This is a genomic window from Novosphingobium gossypii (genome assembly GCF_050433305.1).
Lineage (GTDB): Bacteria > Pseudomonadota > Alphaproteobacteria > Sphingomonadales > Sphingomonadaceae > Novosphingobium > Novosphingobium gossypii.
Window position 1 is genome coordinate 1 of record NZ_JBNPXM010000008.1, and the last position, 16023, is coordinate 16023.

18 protein-coding genes are annotated in these 16023 nt (G+C 65.8%); 12 read left to right on the forward strand and 6 right to left on the reverse strand.

The window, feature by feature from the left end; genetic code table 11:
* Window positions 1-953 (reverse strand): BapA/Bap/LapF family prefix-like domain-containing protein (locus GGR40_RS14790; protein ID WP_429277024.1); only part of this gene is annotated, 953 nt, incomplete at its 3' end.
* Window positions 954-1208: 255 nt separating this feature from the next.
* Here GGR40_RS14790 and GGR40_RS14795 point away from each other — a divergent pair.
* From GGR40_RS14795 to GGR40_RS14810, 4 genes are read left to right on the forward strand one after another with little or no spacing between them, the layout of a single operon-like run.
* Window positions 1209-1799, forward strand: coding sequence for a hypothetical protein (locus GGR40_RS14795; RefSeq protein ID WP_429277025.1), 591 nt, complete (start codon window positions 1209-1211; stop codon window positions 1797-1799).
* The gene (locus GGR40_RS14800) at window positions 1771-2469 is read left to right on the forward strand and encodes a glutathione S-transferase (RefSeq protein ID WP_429277026.1); all 699 of its coding nucleotides are present in this window, start codon (window positions 1771-1773) and stop codon (window positions 2467-2469) included. Before GGR40_RS14795 ends, GGR40_RS14800 begins: the two co-directional genes overlap by 29 nt.
* Window positions 2470-2491: 22 nt before the next feature.
* Complete coding sequence (locus tag GGR40_RS14805) at window positions 2492-2911, forward strand: DoxX family protein (protein ID WP_429277213.1); 420 nt, start codon at window positions 2492-2494, stop codon at window positions 2909-2911.
* Window positions 2908-4857: a beta-N-acetylhexosaminidase family protein gene (locus tag GGR40_RS14810; RefSeq protein WP_429277027.1), complete on the forward strand. Its 1950-nt coding sequence runs from the start codon at window positions 2908-2910 to the stop codon at window positions 4855-4857. The genes GGR40_RS14805 and GGR40_RS14810 overlap by 4 nt, the downstream gene beginning before the upstream one ends.
* 14 nt (window positions 4858-4871) lie before the next feature.
* Here the strand turns inward: GGR40_RS14810 and GGR40_RS14815 are convergent, their stop codons facing one another.
* Entirely contained in the window at window positions 4872-5768 is an 897-nt protein-coding gene (locus GGR40_RS14815) for a LysR family transcriptional regulator (protein ID WP_429277028.1), read from the reverse strand.
* A gap of 123 nt (window positions 5769-5891) precedes the next feature.
* Here GGR40_RS14815 and bdcA point away from each other — a divergent pair, with 123 nt between their 5' ends.
* Window positions 5892-6605 (forward strand): SDR family oxidoreductase, encoded by a 714-nt coding sequence (bdcA, locus tag GGR40_RS14820; protein ID WP_429277029.1) that lies wholly within the window; start codon window positions 5892-5894, stop codon window positions 6603-6605.
* Here the strand turns inward: bdcA and GGR40_RS14825 are convergent.
* Window positions 6575-7246: a helix-turn-helix domain-containing protein gene (locus GGR40_RS14825; protein WP_429277030.1), complete on the reverse strand. Its 672-nt coding sequence runs from the start codon at window positions 7244-7246 to the stop codon at window positions 6575-6577. The two genes, bdcA and GGR40_RS14825, sit on opposite strands and share 31 nt — an antisense overlap.
* Window positions 7247-7424: 178 nt before the next feature.
* On the opposite strand from GGR40_RS14825, the gene GGR40_RS14830 reads away from it, so the two are divergent.
* Together GGR40_RS14830 and pobA are read left to right on the forward strand one after the other, a co-directional pair.
* Window positions 7425-7580, forward strand: a complete 156-nt coding sequence (locus GGR40_RS14830) for a hypothetical protein (RefSeq protein ID WP_429277031.1) — start codon at window positions 7425-7427, stop codon at window positions 7578-7580.
* Window positions 7577-8746, forward strand: coding sequence for a 4-hydroxybenzoate 3-monooxygenase (pobA, locus tag GGR40_RS14835; RefSeq protein WP_429277032.1), 1170 nt, complete (start codon window positions 7577-7579; stop codon window positions 8744-8746). Before GGR40_RS14830 ends, pobA begins: the two co-directional genes overlap by 4 nt.
* A 43-nt stretch (window positions 8747-8789) precedes the next feature.
* On the opposite strand, the gene GGR40_RS14840 is transcribed toward pobA, so the two are convergent.
* The 3 genes from GGR40_RS14840 to ligK are packed head-to-tail and all read right to left on the reverse strand — an operon-like array spanning window position 8790 to window position 11407.
* Window positions 8790-9683: an amidohydrolase family protein gene (locus tag GGR40_RS14840; RefSeq protein WP_429277033.1), complete on the reverse strand. Its 894-nt coding sequence runs from the start codon at window positions 9681-9683 to the stop codon at window positions 8790-8792.
* The gene (locus tag GGR40_RS14845) at window positions 9676-10740 is read right to left on the reverse strand and encodes a 4-oxalomesaconate tautomerase (protein WP_429277034.1); all 1065 of its coding nucleotides are present in this window, start codon (window positions 10738-10740) and stop codon (window positions 9676-9678) included. The genes GGR40_RS14840 and GGR40_RS14845 overlap by 8 nt, the downstream gene beginning before the upstream one ends.
* Window positions 10733-11407: a 4-carboxy-4-hydroxy-2-oxoadipate aldolase/oxaloacetate decarboxylase gene (ligK, locus tag GGR40_RS14850; protein ID WP_429277035.1), complete on the reverse strand. Its 675-nt coding sequence runs from the start codon at window positions 11405-11407 to the stop codon at window positions 10733-10735. Before ligK ends, GGR40_RS14845 begins: the two co-directional genes overlap by 8 nt.
* 98 nt (window positions 11408-11505) lie before the next feature.
* On the opposite strand from ligK, the gene GGR40_RS14855 reads away from it, so the two are divergent.
* From GGR40_RS14855 to GGR40_RS14875, 5 genes are all read left to right on the forward strand, one after another.
* The gene (locus GGR40_RS14855; protein WP_429277036.1) at window positions 11506-12669 is read left to right on the forward strand and encodes a LysR family transcriptional regulator; all 1164 of its coding nucleotides are present in this window, start codon (window positions 11506-11508) and stop codon (window positions 12667-12669) included.
* A gap of 67 nt (window positions 12670-12736) precedes the next feature.
* Window positions 12737-13606, forward strand: a complete 870-nt coding sequence (locus GGR40_RS14860) for an NAD(P)-dependent oxidoreductase (RefSeq protein ID WP_429277037.1) — start codon at window positions 12737-12739, stop codon at window positions 13604-13606.
* Window positions 13607-13609: 3 nt separating this feature from the next.
* Complete coding sequence (locus tag GGR40_RS14865) at window positions 13610-14635, forward strand: amidohydrolase family protein (RefSeq protein WP_429277038.1); 1026 nt, start codon at window positions 13610-13612, stop codon at window positions 14633-14635.
* The gene (gene ligA, locus GGR40_RS14870; protein ID WP_429277039.1) at window positions 14632-15093 is read left to right on the forward strand and encodes a protocatechuate 4,5-dioxygenase subunit alpha; all 462 of its coding nucleotides are present in this window, start codon (window positions 14632-14634) and stop codon (window positions 15091-15093) included. Before GGR40_RS14865 ends, ligA begins: the two co-directional genes overlap by 4 nt.
* A gap of 1 nt (window position 15094) precedes the next feature.
* A complete protein-coding gene (locus tag GGR40_RS14875) occupies window positions 15095-16006 on the forward strand; it encodes a class III extradiol dioxygenase subunit beta (protein ID WP_429277040.1) in 912 nt (303 codons plus the stop codon).
* The last annotated feature ends 17 nt before the right edge of the window (window positions 16007-16023 follow it).

Below are 16023 nucleotides of genomic sequence, written 5' to 3' on the forward strand. Positions count from 1 at the left end.
CTGACGTTGCCTGCCACATCGGTGCTGCGCACCTGCACGCCGGTATAGGTGCCCTCGGCCAGCTCGAAGCTGGTGCCGCTGCCCGTGGTCCACGTGGCGCCGCCGTCGAGGCTGTACTCCCACGTCGCGCCCGGCTCCAGGCCGCCGACATTGACGGTGCCGTCGCTGGTCAGGCCATCGCCCGGCGTCGCGGTGTCGCTTGCCAGTGCCACCGTCGGCGGGAGAATCGTCGCGTCCACGGTGACGGGACCGAGTGACGTTTCCGGGCTGACGTTTCCGGCGGCATCGGTCTGGCGAACGCGCACGCTGGAGTAGCTGCCTTCGGCCAGCGTGAAGCCGGTGCCCGTACCCTGCTGCCACGTCACGCCGCCGTCGGTGCTGTACTGGTAGGTTGCGCCGGTTTCGACGCCGCTTACCACCAGCGCGCCGTTGCTGGTGATCCGGTCTACTGCGGAAGCGCCGGTATCGTTGCCGAGAGCAAGGCCCGGGGCGGCAGGAGCGTTGTTATCCCCGCCGCCGGACCCCTTGCCGCCCCCGCCGCCCCCGGCGACGGCAGCCACAAGGCCCGCTCCGCCCAGCAGGCCGAGTGCGGGAACGAGCAGGGACATGCCGCCGCCCTCTGCCGCCACGGCGACTCCGAGAACTTCCTTGATGTCGCTGATTTCGTAGAGGCGCAGCGCACCGTCGTGACTGATGCCCCAGAAGCGGCCGTCATGGTCCTGGAAGACGACGTCGCTCTGGCTGTTTGGATGAGCCTTGTCGTAGTAATCGACGATGCGGACTTCCTCGCCCGATCGCAGCCGGATGAGCAGGTCGTTGCCTTGCCGTTCGACACTGGCGACTTCGGTGTGATCGATGTCCAGCTTTACGACGCTGGGCGCATCCAGATCGATGACGTCCTGCGAGATTTCGCGCGTCTTGCCCGTCGCCTTGTCGATGACCTGTGCAACCATGCCCGCCTCCTAAATGTGGCGGTCGCGCAATGATGGGCACTGCAGCTCAGGGCTGAGCACCGCGCGCGCAACCGTCCTTCTCCGGAACACAGAATACGGACGGGGGCAGGTTAGTTCGTGATTGATCCGGTTTCGGAATCAATTCACTGCGCCGGCCTTTGCGCGCTTGCTGCCTGCGGGAAAGCCCGATAGCGCGAACATTTGCCGGCATGCCTGCAGAGACGTGCCGGAAACCAACATGGATTGAGACTGTCGATGCCAGCCCTGAATGACCTTGCCCAACTTGGCCAACGTGTTGCCGCAACTCACGGGTGGGCGGCGGCCAGGGCGTTCAAGGCCTATACCTGGAGCGAACAGGATCAGGCCGGCATCGCCGCCTGCGCATCGGACATCCTGAAGCTGTTTCCACCGTCCGCCGACAACGCCAGCCTGCTGACGGCGACGCTGGCGTTTCAGCTTCAGCGCAGGGTGGGCGCACCGATCTATCTTGTGGCGGGGACGCTCAGCGTCGGCGGCGTCGCGGTGCGGAGCGGTCGGTTTCCGTCCGATGGTTCCAGCCCCTTCGCCGCCGGAGCGCCGGCATGGCCGGGCCATCTGTGGATCATGGCCGGACCCAACGTCATCGACGCCGCAATCTTTCGGCTGGCCAATTCGCCGGACTGTCCGCCCGTGCTGGCGCGCCACGTCCACTCGGTGTTCGGCCCGGACAAGGGGCTTTATGCCGATCACTGGCGCCAGTCCCGCCGGCAGGGGCTGGAGTACGATCCGCAGTATGTCCTGAGCCAGCCGGACATGGATGCGCTTCTGGCAACCGCGTATGGCCTCATCAACGACAGCAAGGCTTAGCCCGGTGCTTCCCGTCCTCTACAGCTTCAGGCGCTGCCCTTATGCAATGCGGGCAAGGCTGGCGCTGGCGGTGAGCGGCACCGAGGTCGAACTGCGCGAAATCAAGCTGTCCGCCAAGCCCGAAGCGATGCTGGCCGCCTCGCCCAAAGGCACGGTGCCGGTTCTTGTCCTGCCCGATGGAACCGTCATCGAACAGAGCATCGACATCATGCGCCAGGCACTGGCCTGGCATGATCCCGAAGGCTGGCTGGGCCGGGACGACCCGGCGCTCATTGCCGCCAACGACGGCCCGTTCAAGTCCGATCTGGACCGATACAAATATCCCGAGCGCCATGACGCGGACGCGGGCTTGCACCGGGCAAGCGGGCTTGCCTTCCTGCAGCAGCTGGACCGGCTGGTGGCAGCGAAAGGCAATCTGGGCGGCGCGGCGCCGGGTCTGGCAGATGCGGCGATCGTTCCGTTCGTGCGGCAGTTCGCCGCGGTCGACGCGGAATGGTTCGCGGAACAGCCGCTGGACAGCCTAAAGCGCTGGCTGGCCGACTATCTGGCGTCTCCGCTGTTCGCCGCGATCATGCTGCGTGTATCGCCGTGGTCTCCGGCGGACGTGCCGCTGGTGGTGAACTGGCGGGAAGCGGCGGCGGCCATTACGCCTTCCGACGGCGGCGCCTGACACGATGAATGTTGCGAAAGCGATGACGCGCCGGGGCGCCTCAAGGCTGGTCATCGCCGCGCTCTATGCCGCTGCGGGCATGCTGCACCTTGGCTGGCCGGCACCGTTCGTATCCATCGTGCCGCCGTGGGTTCCCTTCGCGCCGCAAGTCGTGGCTCTGACCGGACTGGCGGAACTGGCAGGTGCTGCGGGCCTGCTTCAGGCGCGTTCGGAGACGATCCGGATTGCGGCGGCATGGGGGCTTGCCGCCTATGCGCTGTGCGTCTGGCCTGCCAACGTGCAGCACATGCTGCTGGATCACGCGCGGCCCGGCGGTGGCCTTGGCCCGGTTTACCACTTGCCCCGGCTTGCGCTTCAGCCTGTCCTGATCTGGTGGCCGTTGTGGGCGGGCGGTGTGATCGCGTGGCCGTTCAGGAACACGAACAGGAAAGACCCCCCATGATCCGAAGCCTGCTGCGCGTCTGCATCCCGCTGGCCCTGCCCTTGGTTGCCATAATCCCCGTCCCTGCGCTGGCAGATACTGCCCCGGTCGCGGTCGCCACTTTGCCTCAGGTCATGCCCCAGCCTGCGGCCATGGCGCTGACCGGCGGCACCCTTTCGATCGACAAGACCGCGACGATCGTCGTCATCGGTCCTGAAGACCGCGAAGTCGTGCGCTTAACCCGCGAGGCGCTGGCTTTGCTGGGCGTGCAGCGCATCCGCACCGCGCGCCGCGTTCCCCGGTCGCCTTCAGAGACCTGCGTGGTGCTGGGTGCAGGCGACGTAGCGGCGCTGGCAACCGCGCTGCGCACGGTCGGGGGCACGCCGCCAGCTGTACCTGAAGGGTATACGCTGGCGAGCAAGGCGATGGACAACGGCGCCGCGTTGATCGTCCTTGCGGGCAGGGATGCGGACGGCCTCTATTACGCCGGGCAGACGCTGAAGCAGATCGCGCGGCGGGGCACCCTGCCTGCCCTGCGCATCGAGGATCGCCCTCGCATGGCAGTTCGCGGTACGATCGAGGGGTTCTATGGCGCGCCTTGGTCGCTTGCGGATCGTCTGGCTCACGTTGCCTTTCTCGGCAGCCTTAAGGCCAATACCTACGTCTACAGCCCCAAGGACGACCCCTTCGCCCGCGATCGCTGGCGTGAACCCTATCCCGCAGCCACGCTGGCGCAACTGGGCAGGCTGGTGACGGCGGCGCGCGCGCAGCATGTGCGTTTTACTTATGCCATCTCTCCGGGTCCGTCGATCTGCTATTCCGACCCTGCCGATCTGGCTGCGCTGAAACGCAAGTTCGGCGCCTTCTCCGAACTCGGCGTGCGCTCGTTCTACATCGCCTATGACGATATCGCATATGACAAATGGAACTGCGAAGCCGACCGCGCCGCGCTGGGCGAACCGGGCAAGGCGGCCGCGGGCCGGGCGCAGGCGGGGCTGACCAACACGATCATGGCCTGGCTGGCCGCCCGCGACGGCGACGAAGCGGAACTGATGATCGTGCCGACCGAATACTACGACGCTCTGGAAAGCCCCTACAAGGCCGCATTGCGCGCGGTCGATCCGCGCGTCTTGGTGCAGTGGACCGGCACCGACGTCGTCCCGCCGTCCATCGCGATCCGCGACGCCAAGGCCGCCACCAAGGCATTCGGGCGCAAGACGCTGCTGTGGGACAACTATCCGGTCAACGATTTCGAAGAATCGTCGGGCCGCCTGCTGATGGCGCCTTACGACCGCCGCGAACCGGGCCTGGCAGATCAGTTGAACGGTATCCTCGCCAATCCGATGAACCAGGAGGCGCCCAGCCGCGTCGCCGTCACCGGAAGCGTCGCGTTCAGCTGGAACGACCGCGATTACAACCCCGGCAAGACGTGGGTCTGGGCCGCACGGGAACTGGCATCGGGTGATGAAGCCACAGCACAGGCACTGCTGCTGCTTTTCGATCTGGAGCACCTTGCGCCCACGTTCGGCAGCCAGCCATGGCAACCGCAGTCTCCCGGTCTGGCGCGCGTGCTGGATACCGTGACCGATGCCCTGGCGAACGGATCCCCGCAGGCGCAGCGCAGTGCGCTTCAGGATCTGTCGATCCTTGCCGACCGCATCACTGCTGCCCCGGCCACCATCCGCACGGGCGTTCGCGACCCCGGCTTTCTGTCACAGGCAGCCCCCTGGCTCGATGCTATGGGGCACTGGGGCAAGGCGTTGCAGGCAACCTCTGCAGGCCTGACCGCCGCCCTCGCCGCCGATCCGGCCAGCGCCATCCGGTTCGCCAAAGCGGCGAGCGAGGTTGAGGCAGCATCGGCCATATCGACAATCCCCGGCACCACCCGTCCCCAAGGCAAGGTGCGAATGGGTGACGGCGTGCTGGACCGCTTCATCCGCGACGCTCCCGCCCTGGTCGCCAATTAAAGAGCAGCAGCGCTCTATCGGTCCCAGTAAGCTGGTGTACCGATCTCTGCGCGCAACCAGTCCGTCAGCGCCGCGACTTTGGCAGAGGCGGTGCGATTGCGCACGTAGGCGACATGGAGTTCGGCGGATTCCGCCTCCGCTCCCACCTCGACCTGCCGCAGCGCGCCGCTGGCCAGATGTTCGTGCGTGAAGAACGTCGGCAGCAGCGCGATGCCTAGGCCCGCCAGCGCCGCATCGCGCATCACGATACCGCTGTTCACCCGCAGGCGCGCGCGCGGGCGCAGCACGGTTTCACCCTCGTCGGACCGAAAGCGCCAGTCTGCCGCGCGGTTGGAATAGAGGATGGCGCTGGCTTGCCTCAATTCTTCCAACGAAGCCGGGATGCCGTGCCTGTCCAGGTAGCACGGCGCGGCAACCAGCAGCCGTCGGCTTGTCGCCAGGCGTTTCGCGATAAGCCGGGTATCCTGCACTGGCCCATGGCGGATCACCGCATCATACCCTTCGGCGGCCGGATCGATGAACCTGTCGTCCAGGTCGAGGCTCAGTTCTATGGCGGGATGCAGCGCAAGGAATCCGTTCAGCATCCGCCCCAGATGCAGCATGCCGAACCCGGTCGGCCCGGCCAGACGCAGCGGGCCGCCCAGCGATCCGCGCCGTTCGGTGATCTCCGCCTGCGCCTCTGCCGTTTCGCGGATGATGCGGCGTGCGCGGTGCAGGAACAGTTCACCCTCTACCGTCAGGGTCAGCTTTCGCGTGGTGCGCTGCATGAGGCTGGCGCCCAGCAGCCGTTCCAGTTCGGCCACGCGTTCGCTCACCACGGACTTGGCCAGGCCAAGGCGGCGGGCGGCCTCGCTTATGGACCCGGCGTCCGCCACCGCGACGAACGCCGCCATTCCCTCCAACTTCATCATCGTTCGGCATTCCCGAAAGGCGGTTCCGGAATTTGGCGGCTAGCGCGCACGATGGCCTGAAATCATCTTGGCGTCGACCGTCCGCAACCTGCGGGATACGGGCAGACATCAGGAGCCAAGCGAATGACCACTTTTTCAGACAAGACAGCCCTCATCATCGGCGGCAGCCGGGGCATCGGCGCCGCGATCGTACGTCGCCTGAGCGCAGACGGCGCGGCGGTAACATTCTCCTACGCAGGATCTGCAGAAGCCAGCGCCGCGCTGGCGGCAGAGACGGGGGCCACCGCCGTCCGATCGGACGCAGCAGACAGGAGCGCGGTGATCGACCTCGTTTCCGCCGCCGGCCCTCTCGACATACTCGTCGTCAACGCAGGCGCGCTGGTGTTGGGCGATCCCCTGGAACTGGACGCCGACATGGTGGACCGCATGTTCGACATCAACATCCGCGCGCCCTATCACGCCGCCGTCGAAGCCGCGAGACGGATGCCGGACAATGGCCGGATCATCTTCATCGGTTCCACCAACGGGGACCGCATTCCGTTCGAAGGCGGGGCCGCCTATGCGCTCACCAAGTCCGCGATCCAGGGCCTCACCCGTGGCCTGGCCCGCGACTTCGGATCGCGCGGCATCACCGTCAATGCCGTCCAGCCCGGGCCGACCGACACGGACATGAACCCCGGCGACGGCCCGATGAGCGATCTCATGCACACCTTCATGGCCATCAAGCGCCACGCCCGCGCGGACGAGGTCGCCGGTATGGTCGCTTATCTTGCCGGCCCCGAAGCCGGGATAGTCACGGGCGCGCTTCACACCATCGACGGCGGGTTCGGCGCCTGACCACGCGTTTCTCGCGCCTTGTCCTGTTGCGGACGATGGCCGGTGAGGCGGCGGTAGAACCGGGAGAAGTACGAGGAATCTGCGAACCCCAGTTCGTCTGCCACCTGCGCCACTCCGGCATTGGTGAAGCCCAGCAGCCGCCGGGCTTCAAGCAGCAGGCGGGCATGGATCAGCTCTGTCGGCGTGCAGTCCAGGCCGCGCCGACAGATCCGTGTCAGCGTCCTGGTGGTGACGTTCAGTTGCGCGGCGTACCAGGCGATGCTGCGGTGTTCGCGAAGGTGCGTCTCGATCATGCGCCGGAACGCGACCAGCCGCTCCTCGTCGGCAGTCTCCTCCTGCGCGGGCTCGGGCAGCGACCTGACCAGCGCCTCGGCCAGCGCCATGAACAGCGGCTGCGGCGCGCGCCAGTCGGCCTGACAGCCCAGCATCTCGTCACACAGCCACGACACCCGCCCCAGATTGGCTTCGGGTATGGCGCCGCACGCCCCGTGCGTCAGCAGGCGCAGCAGCGGATCGCTGCCTCCCCCCGCACGTGAGGTGAACCCCGCAGACAGCGTCAGGACGTGCCCGGCGGTCTCCGGCGTGAAGCGGAACCCATGGACGCTGCCGATCGGCACGATCATGTAACAGGGCGCGATCAAGTCTCTGACCTGATCATCACAGCGGAACTGCACCTGTCCGCTGGATAACAGCAAAGCCTGCACGCTGCGTAAGTGACGGTGCGGTGATATTTCCCAGTCGTACAACGCGCTGCGTGTCGCGATCGTCTCTATATGCGCGAATTCCGGGACGTTATCGCTCAGCATCTCTCCGTAAAGGATGAATTCGGGTATTGCCGAGTGCCGCATCGTGCTGTCTCAAAAGTACCTGAAATTTGACCGCCCTGTCTCTTCCTGCACGGCGCTGTCGCTGTCAATCCATGCTTATGTGAACGCGCCGGATCAGAGCGTGTCGCGCGTGGAGATTCTCTCATGAAGACACAGGTCGCCATCATCGGCGCAGGGCCCGCGGGTCTGCTGCTGGCCCACCTCCTCAAGGCAGAGGGCGTGGAGTGCATCGTCATCGAACGTCAGACCGGCCCCTACATCCTGTCGCGTATCCGCGCTGGCGTGCTGGAGCAGGTGACGGTCGGCCTGATGGAACGGCTGAGCCTGGACGCCCGCATGAAAGCGGAGGGCCTGCCGCATGACGGTTTCAACCTGGCAGACGGCGAACGCCTGATCCGCATCGACATCAAGGCGCTGACCGGCAGGCAGGTCATGGTCTATGGCCAAACCGAACTGACCCGCGATCTGATGGAAGCGGCCGGACCGCGCGGACTTCAGGTGATCTACGAGGCCGCCGACGTCGCCCTGCACGACATCGAGAGCGACACGCCCTTCGTCACGTACAGCAAGGATGGCGCCGAACACCGCATCGACGCGCGCTTCATCATCGGCTGCGACGGTTTCCATGGGCCTTCGCGGCAGGCGATCCCGGACTCGGTCGCCCGGTCGTTCGAGCGCGTATACCCCTTCGGCTGGCTGGGCATTCTGGCCGATGTGCCCCCGTGCAACCACGAACTGATCTATGCCAACCACGATCGCGGCTTTGCGCTGGCCTCACAGCGCAGCAACGTGCGCAGCCGTTATTACATCGACGTTCCGGTGACCGAAAAGGTCGAGGACTGGAGCGACGACCGCATCTGGGACGAACTCAGCGTCCGGCTTGGCCCGGAAGCCGCAGCGCACATCACGCGTGGCCCCTCCATCGAAAAGTCGATCGCACCGCTGCGCTCCTTCGTTTTCGAACCGATGCGCCACGGCGGCCTGATGCTCTGCGGCGATTCTGCGCACATCGTGCCGCCGACAGGAGCCAAAGGCCTGAACCTTGCGGCAAACGACGTCCACTATGCCGCCGAGGCGCTGGTGGCATTCTTCCGCAAAGCCGACAATGATGCCATCGTCGGCTATTCGACCAAGGCTCTGGCGCGCGTCTGGAAGGCCGAACGGTTCAGCTGGTCGCTGACCAGGCTGATGCACCGTTTCCCGGACGACGGCCCGTTCGAACGCCGCATTCAGGTGGCCGAACTGGACTATATCGCATCGAGCGAGGCCGCCCAGCGTTCCATTGCAGAGAATTACGTCGGCCTGCCCGTGTGACCCATGAAAAACCCCGCCGGAGCGATTGGGCGGGGTTTTCGTTTCAGAGTTCTTCGGGCCAGTACAACCGCATCGGGTTGGTCACCAGCAGCTTCTGCTGCAACTGCGCAGTCGGTGCAATGCGCGGGATCATGTCGACCAGGTGGCCATCGTCCGGGATCGCATCCTGCATGTTCGGGTGCGGCCAGTCGGTGCCCCACAGCACGCGGTCCTGATAGTCTGCCACCAGCGGCGCCACGGCATCGGCGAAGGCATTCCACGGATCGCCGCCCGTCACATCGAGCCGGTCGGGGCAGGTCGCCTTGAACCAGATGTCCTCGCGGCTGTTCAGGAACGCGCGAAACGCCTTCATGTCCGCTCCGTCTGGTCCCTGCGTCACGTCCGGACGGCCCATGTGGTCGATCACCAGCGGCACGGGGATGGCGTCCATGAACGAGCGCAGTTCCTCAAGGATATCCGCCTCGAAATAGATGACGACGTGCCAGCCCTGTGGCAGGCGCTTCGCCACTTCGAGGAACCTGTCCTTGGGCGCATCGTCCACCAGACGCTTGAGGAAGTTGAAGCGGATGCCGCGAATGCCGCCTTCGTGCAGAGCGGCAAGCTCGCTTTCCGAAATCGCCGGATCGACCACCGCAACGCCACGTGCGCGCTTGATGCCATCCGGGCCATCGGACTTTGCGATGGCGTCGAGCGTGGCGGCATTGTCCGTTCCGTGGCAGCTCGCCTGCACGATCACGTTGCGTGCAAAGCCCAGATGATCGCGCAGGGCGAACAACCTGTCTGGCCCCGCATCCTCGGGAAGGTACTTCGCCCTGGCGCTGAACGGGAACCGCTCCATCGGCCCGAAGACATGGCAATGCGCGTCGATGGCCCCCGCGGGCGGGGTATAGAGCGGCTTCGACGGCACGCCGTGCCAGGAAACGATACGGTCAGACATAGACAATCCCATCCATCAGCTTGCGCGCGGTGCGCAGCAGGGCGGCGCTGGTGACGGCGCCGGCTTCATCGGTTTCCAGAACGCAGGTCATCTCGCCCGTGGGGTGCTCCACCGACAGCGTTTTGCGCGTGCCTGCGGGAACCTGCGCCACTTCGGCGGCAGGCGATCCTTCGAGCAGGCAGGCCGTCGCCACCGACACCGCGCCAAGAACGCCGATGGTGGCATGGGCGCGGTGCGGGATGAAGCTGCGCACGGTCACCGCCCCGCCATGCTTCGGCGGCGCGACCAGCATCATCTTGGGGACGGACTTGTCGGTCACGTCGCCCAGGTTCATCCGCTCCCCCACGCCAAGGCGGATCGCCTCTATCCGGGCCTTGAGTTCGGTGTCCGCATCCAGCGTCTCTCGGTCCTCATAGCCGGTGATGCCGACGTCCGCAGCCTTGAACACCACGCAGGGCATGCCGTTGTCGATCAGGGTGACGGGCACGCCGTTCACCACGTCCACGGCATTGCCGCTGGGCAGCAGCGCGCCGCACGATGAACCTGCGGTATCGCGGAACTCCAGCGGTATCGGGGCATGAGTGCCGGGCACGCCGTCGATCGCAGCATCGCCGCTGTACGTCACCGCACCGCCCGGCGTCTGCACCGTGGCAACGGCGACCTGCCCGGTGTTCTCCATGTAGATCGCCACCCGCGTCTCGTCTCCGGTCGCGGCCACAAGTCCACGCTCGATCGCGAACGGCCCGATCCCGGCCAGGATGTTGCCACAGTTCTGCGCATCGGTGACGACGGCCTTGTCGACGAAGACCTGCAGGAACAGGTAATCGACGTCGATCCCCTCGCGCGCGGACTTGGCGACTACCGCGACCTTGCTGGTCAGCGGATCGGCGCCGCCCATGCCATCGATCTGGCGCGGATCGGGAGAGCCCATCACGCCCAGCAGGAAAGCATCGCGCGCAGGCACGTCGGCTGGCAGGTCGTTCCTGAGGAAATAGCCGCCCTTCGACGTGCCGCCGCGCATCCACATGCAGGGGATGCCGCGGGCTGCATCAGACATACTTCAGGCCTTCCTTCTCCAGCCGTTCGCGCATCTTGTACATGTCGAGACCGAGGATGCCGCTCGCCAGCTTTTCGCGCTTGGCGCCTTCGTTGGCTTCGCGGGCCTGCGCCGCGGCAAGGACTTCGGCAGCCTTTTCACGCGGAACCACCACCACGCCATCATCGTCGGCCACGATCACGTCACCCGGATTAACGAAGGCATTGGCGCAGACCACTGGGACGTTGACCGAACCCAGCGTGTTCTTCACCGTCCCTTGCGCATAAATCGCCTTGGACCATACCGGGAACTGCATCTCGGTCAGGTCGCGCACATCGCGCACGCCCGCGTCGATGACAAGGCCACGGCAGCCGCGTGCCTGTGCGCTGGTGGCAAGAAGATCGCCGAAATAGCCGTCCTCGCACGGGCTGGTCGGGGCGAGCACCAGTATGTCGCCGTCCTTCAACTGTTCAATCGCGACGTGGACCATCCAGTTGTCCCCCGGCGCGGCGCTGATCGTTACCGCTGACCCTGCGATCCGCGCTCCATGATAGATCGGCCGCATGTAGCTGGCCAGCAGACCGGTGCGCCCTTGCGCTTCGTGGACGGTGGCCACGCCGCACCGGGCAAGCCCGTCGATCACCGCCGGGTCGGCGCGTTCGATGTTCTGGACGACGATACCGCTCATGACATGCACTCCTGATTTTGCCCCGAGATGGCGCAGGGCCGCGCATATCGGAAAGAGAACTTTGGAAAGAGCGATTGGATTTGGCTAAGAGTGCCGCCATGGACATCTGGACGCTGAACCTGCGGCACCTTCATGCGGTGGAGCGCATTGCCCGTCTGGGGACGGTCAACGCTGCGGCAGATGCGGTCAATCTCAGCCAGCCTGCGATAACACAGGCCTTGAGCAAACTGGAGGATGCGCTGGGCCTGCCGCTGTTCGAGCGCCGCCACGACGGCATGATCCCGACCCGCGCGGGTGAAGTGCTGGCCCCGCGCATTGCCGCCGCTCTGGCGCATGTCCGCAGCCCGCATGTCACCATGTCGCGGATGCGGGCGATGCTGGCGGTGGCGGAAACGGGCAGCTACACCGGCGCCAGCCAGGCGACCGGGCTGTCGGTGCCCTCCATCCATCGCGCGGTCGGCGATCTTGCCCTGGCCCTGCGCCGCGCGCTGGTGACCCGGCGCGGCAAGTTCGCGATCACCACCGATGCGGGCAATCAGCTGGCGGGCGAGTTCCGGCTGGCCCAAGTGGAGCTGGAAGCCGGGCTGTCCGAGGTACTGGCCCTGCGCGGCCATGAAACCCGGCGCATCGCCATCGGCGCGATGCCTCTTTCGCGCGCGCGTATCCTGCCTGCCGCCGTAGCCCGGTTCCTGGCCCGCAGGCCGCAGGTTCGGCTTACCATCGTGGAGGGATCGCGCGCCGAACTGGTGGAGCCGCTGCGCAGCGGCGTGATCGACGTCATGGTCGGCGCGCTGCGCGATCCGCTGACCGAGCCGGACCTTGTCCAGCACCGCCTGTTCGACGACGTTCCCGCCTTCTACGCCCGGCACGGCCACCCGCTGGCAGGCACTGCGCCCACTGGCGCCGACATGGCCCGCTACCCCTTTACGCTGGCCCCGCGCGGCACGCCGCTGCGCGACAGTTTCGAGGGGTACTTCACCGACCTTGGCCTGCCGCTGCCGCCGGTTCCGATCGAATCCGGGTCGGTGATGATGATCCGGCAGGTGCTGATGGGAACCGACTTCATCACCCTGCTGTCCCCCGATCAGGTATCCGTCGAAGTAGAGGCCGAATGGCTTTGCCCGCTGGCCCGCCTGCCCGAGCGCTTTGCTCGTACAATCGGCATGACGACCCGCGCTTCGCTGCTGCCCACCGAAGTCCAGTCGGAGTTCTTCGCTGATCTGGAAGCCGCCGCCCGCGACTGCGGCGTCCCACAAAATTAGCGCAGTCTTATAGCGCTTCGTCAGTTCCGATTTGCCGCATGCGGGCCGCGTCGCCACTTAGTGCGGCATGAGAGGAACAATCGCCCTGATCGGCTTCGGTGAGGCCGGAAGCACTTTTGCCCGCGCTGGTGCATGGGGTCCACTGGCGAAGGCGTTCGACGTTGCGCCCGCGCGCCGTGGTGCGATGGAAGAACTGGGCGTCATGCCGTGCGACAGCGCGTCGCAGGCGCTGGACGGCGCGTCTCTGGTGCTGTCCCTCGTCACTGCGGACCAGGCGCTGCGCGTCGCGCGCGAATGCGCCGGGCTTATCGCCGCCGATGCACTGTTCTGCGACATGAACTCCGTAGCGCCCGGCACCAAGCGCCGCGCCGCGACGGCCTTTGCGGAAGCGGGGGCCCGCTACGTCGACGTGGCAGTCATGGCTCCGGTACACCCGGCGCACATGGCGGTGCCGCTAAACATCTCCGGCCCCTATGCGGCGGAGGCGGAAGGTGCCCTGCGCGATGCGGGGTTCACCAGAACTGCCGTCGTCGGCGATGCCGTGGGCCGGGCATCGGCGATCAAACTGGTGCGGTCCGTCATGGTCAAGGGGCTGGAAGCGCTTACCGCAGAAATGATGCTGGCCGCCCATGCCGAAGGCGTGGCGGACGCCGTCCTTGCCTCGCTCGACGCAAGCGAAAAGGCGGCCTCATGGGCCGATAAGGCCGACTACAACCTGGACCGAATGCTGGTCCACGGCCGCCGCCGCGCTGCAGAAATGGCCGAGGCAGCGCAGATGCTGCGCGACCTCGGCATCGATCCGCTCATGACCGACAATACCGTCGCCCGCCAACAGGCACTGGGCGACGTGGGGGCCGATCCGGCCATCGAACCACTGCCGCAGGGCTTCGCCGCCAAGCTCGCGGCGATCACCGCCATATCCAAGGGAGAGCACTGAGCCATGTCGCTCGTCATCGACTGCCACGGTCACTACACCGTCCTGCCCAAGGCGCACGACGTCTGGCGCGAGGCCCAGATCGCCGCGTTCAAGGCCGGTGAGCCGATCCCCCCCTACCCCGAAATTTCCGACGACGAAATCCGCGAGACGATCGAGCAGAACCAGCTGAAGCTGATCAAGGAACGCGGCGCCGACCTGACGATCTTCAGCCCCCGCGCCTCTGCCATGGCGCACCACGTCGGCGATCAGGCGATCTCCGAGGAGTGGGCCTTTCACTGCAACAACCTGATCGCGCGCGTGGTCAGGATGTTCCCCGAGACGTTCGTGGGCGTCTGCATGCTGCCCCAGTCGCCCAAGGCGGATCTGACCGCATCCATCAGGGAACTGCGCCGCTGCGTCGAGGAACTGGGCTTCATCGGCTGCAACCTCAATCCCGATCCGGGCGGCGGCCACTTCGAGCACCCGCCGCTGACCGACGAATACTGGTTCCCGATCTACGAAGTCATGTCCGAACTGGACGTACCCGCGATGATCCACGTCTCTGGTTCGTGCAACCCGGCGATGCACGCGACCGGCGGCTTCTACATCGCGGCGGACACGGTGGCCTTCATGCAGCTGATGCAGGGCGATCTCTTTGCAAAGTTTCCGAAGCTGCGCTTCATCATCCCCCACGGCGGCGGGGCGGTGCCTTATCACTGGGGCCGTTATCGCGGGCTGGCCGACATGCTGAAGAAGCCCAGCCTTGACGAATACATCATGAACAACGTGTTCTTCGACACCTGCGTCTATCACCAGCCCGGCATAAACCTGCTGGCCGACGTGATCGCCAACAAGAACATCCTGTTCGGCTCCGAGATGGTCGGCGCCGTGCGCGGCATCGATCCGCAGACGGGCCACTACTTCGACGACACCAAGCGCTACGTCGACGCGCTCGACATCAGCGACGCGGAACGCCACGCCATCTTCGAGGGCAACACCCGCAAGGTCTTCCCGCGTCTTGATGCGCAATTGCGGGAACGCGGGCTGTGACCGAAAAAGCTGGAAGCGGCCCGCGCGACATCCATGGCTATCTTGGCGAGTTCGACGACATCCCCGGCACGCGCGTCTACACCGCTGCGCGTGCCCGTCAGGGCTATCACCTGAACCAGTTCGCGATGAGCCTGATGAAGGCGGAAAACCGCGACCGCTGGAAGGCCGACGAGCACGCCTACCTTGACGAATGGCCGATGACGGAGGACCAGAAGCAGGCCGTGCTGGCGCGCGATTACAACCGCCTGCTGGACCTTGGCGGCAACATCTACTTTCTGGCTAAGGTGTTCTCGACCGACGGCCTCAGCTTTCTGCAGGCCGTCTCGACGATGACCGGCATGAGCGTCGAGGAATACAAGGCGATGATGGACGCCGGGGGCCGCTCACCCGAAGGTGTGCGCTCGATCAAAGCCAACCGGGAGGCCGAAGGCCGAGCGGACAACAAGGAGCGTTGTTGAAATGGCCCGCATAACCGCAGGCATCGCGTCCAGCCATGTGCCGCTCTTGGGCGTCGCTGCCGACACCGGCAAGGATCGCGACGCCTACTTCGGCCCGATCTTCTCCGGCTACGACTGGACGCGTGAATGGATCGCGAAGCCCGAGAACAAGCCTGACGTCGTGATCCTGGTCTACAACGACCACGCCAGCGCCTTCGACATGAAGATCATCCCGACGTTCGCGATCGGCTGCGGCGAACGCTATAAGCCCGCCGACGAAGGCTGGGGCCCGCGTCAGGTGCCCGATGTCGAAGGGCATCCGGACCTCGCCTGGCACATCGCGCAAAGCCTGATCCTCGACGAATTCGACATGACCATCATCAACGAGATGGACGTCGATCATGGCCTGACCGTGCCGCTGACGATGATGTACGGTGCGCCCGAAGCATGGCCGGCAAAAGTCATTCCGCTGGCCGTCAACGTCGTCACTTATCCGCCGCCATCGGGCAACCGCTGCTGGGCACTAGGCAAAGCAATCGCGCGCGCCGTGCAGTCTTTCGACGGCGAGGATCTCAACGTTCAGATCTGGGGCACCGGCGGGATGAGCCACCAGCTTCAGGGGCCGCGCGCGGGGCTGATCAATGCCGAATGGGACAACAGGTTCATCGACGGGCTGATCGGCACCGCGCAGGAACTGCGGTCCATCCCGCACATCGAATACCTGCGCGAAACCGGCTCTGAAGGCATCGAGATGGTGATGTGGCTGATCATGCGCGGCGCGCTGGGGCGGGAGACCAGGGCGCTGCACCGGCACTATCACGTCCCCTGCTCCAACACCGCGATCGGGCACCTTGTGCTCGAACCGGTGGACGGCGCCGTTCCGCCCAGCCCGACGCTGGAAGGCAACAACGCGGCCGCGCAGTCGGCGATCTGAATCCTACCCGATCCAAG

Coding starts and splice junctions, on each gene's coding strand:
- GGR40_RS14815 (WP_429277028.1), bottom strand. CDS start 5,768: ATGATGAAGTTGGAGGGAATGGCGGCGTTCGTCGCGGTGGCGGACGCC.
- GGR40_RS14865 (WP_429277038.1), top strand. CDS start 13,610: ATGTCGCTCGTCATCGACTGCCACGGTCACTACACCGTCCTGCCCAAG.
- GGR40_RS14830 (WP_429277031.1), top strand. CDS start 7,425: ATGAATTCGGGTATTGCCGAGTGCCGCATCGTGCTGTCTCAAAAGTAC.
- pobA (WP_429277032.1), top strand. CDS start 7,577: ATGAAGACACAGGTCGCCATCATCGGCGCAGGGCCCGCGGGTCTGCTG.
- bdcA (WP_429277029.1), top strand. CDS start 5,892: ATGACCACTTTTTCAGACAAGACAGCCCTCATCATCGGCGGCAGCCGG.
- GGR40_RS14795 (WP_429277025.1), top strand. CDS start 1,209: ATGCCAGCCCTGAATGACCTTGCCCAACTTGGCCAACGTGTTGCCGCA.
- GGR40_RS14855 (WP_429277036.1), top strand. CDS start 11,506: ATGGACATCTGGACGCTGAACCTGCGGCACCTTCATGCGGTGGAGCGC.
- GGR40_RS14845 (WP_429277034.1), bottom strand. CDS start 10,740: ATGTCTGATGCAGCCCGCGGCATCCCCTGCATGTGGATGCGCGGCGGC.
- GGR40_RS14800 (WP_429277026.1), top strand. CDS start 1,771: ATGGCCTCATCAACGACAGCAAGGCTTAGCCCGGTGCTTCCCGTCCTC.
- GGR40_RS14840 (WP_429277033.1), bottom strand. CDS start 9,683: ATGTCTGACCGTATCGTTTCCTGGCACGGCGTGCCGTCGAAGCCGCTC.
- GGR40_RS14860 (WP_429277037.1), top strand. CDS start 12,737: ATGAGAGGAACAATCGCCCTGATCGGCTTCGGTGAGGCCGGAAGCACT.
- GGR40_RS14805 (WP_429277213.1), top strand. CDS start 2,492: ATGACGCGCCGGGGCGCCTCAAGGCTGGTCATCGCCGCGCTCTATGCC.
- GGR40_RS14875 (WP_429277040.1), top strand. CDS start 15,095: ATGGCCCGCATAACCGCAGGCATCGCGTCCAGCCATGTGCCGCTCTTG.
- GGR40_RS14810 (WP_429277027.1), top strand. CDS start 2,908: ATGATCCGAAGCCTGCTGCGCGTCTGCATCCCGCTGGCCCTGCCCTTG.
- ligK (WP_429277035.1), bottom strand. CDS start 11,407: ATGAGCGGTATCGTCGTCCAGAACATCGAACGCGCCGACCCGGCGGTG.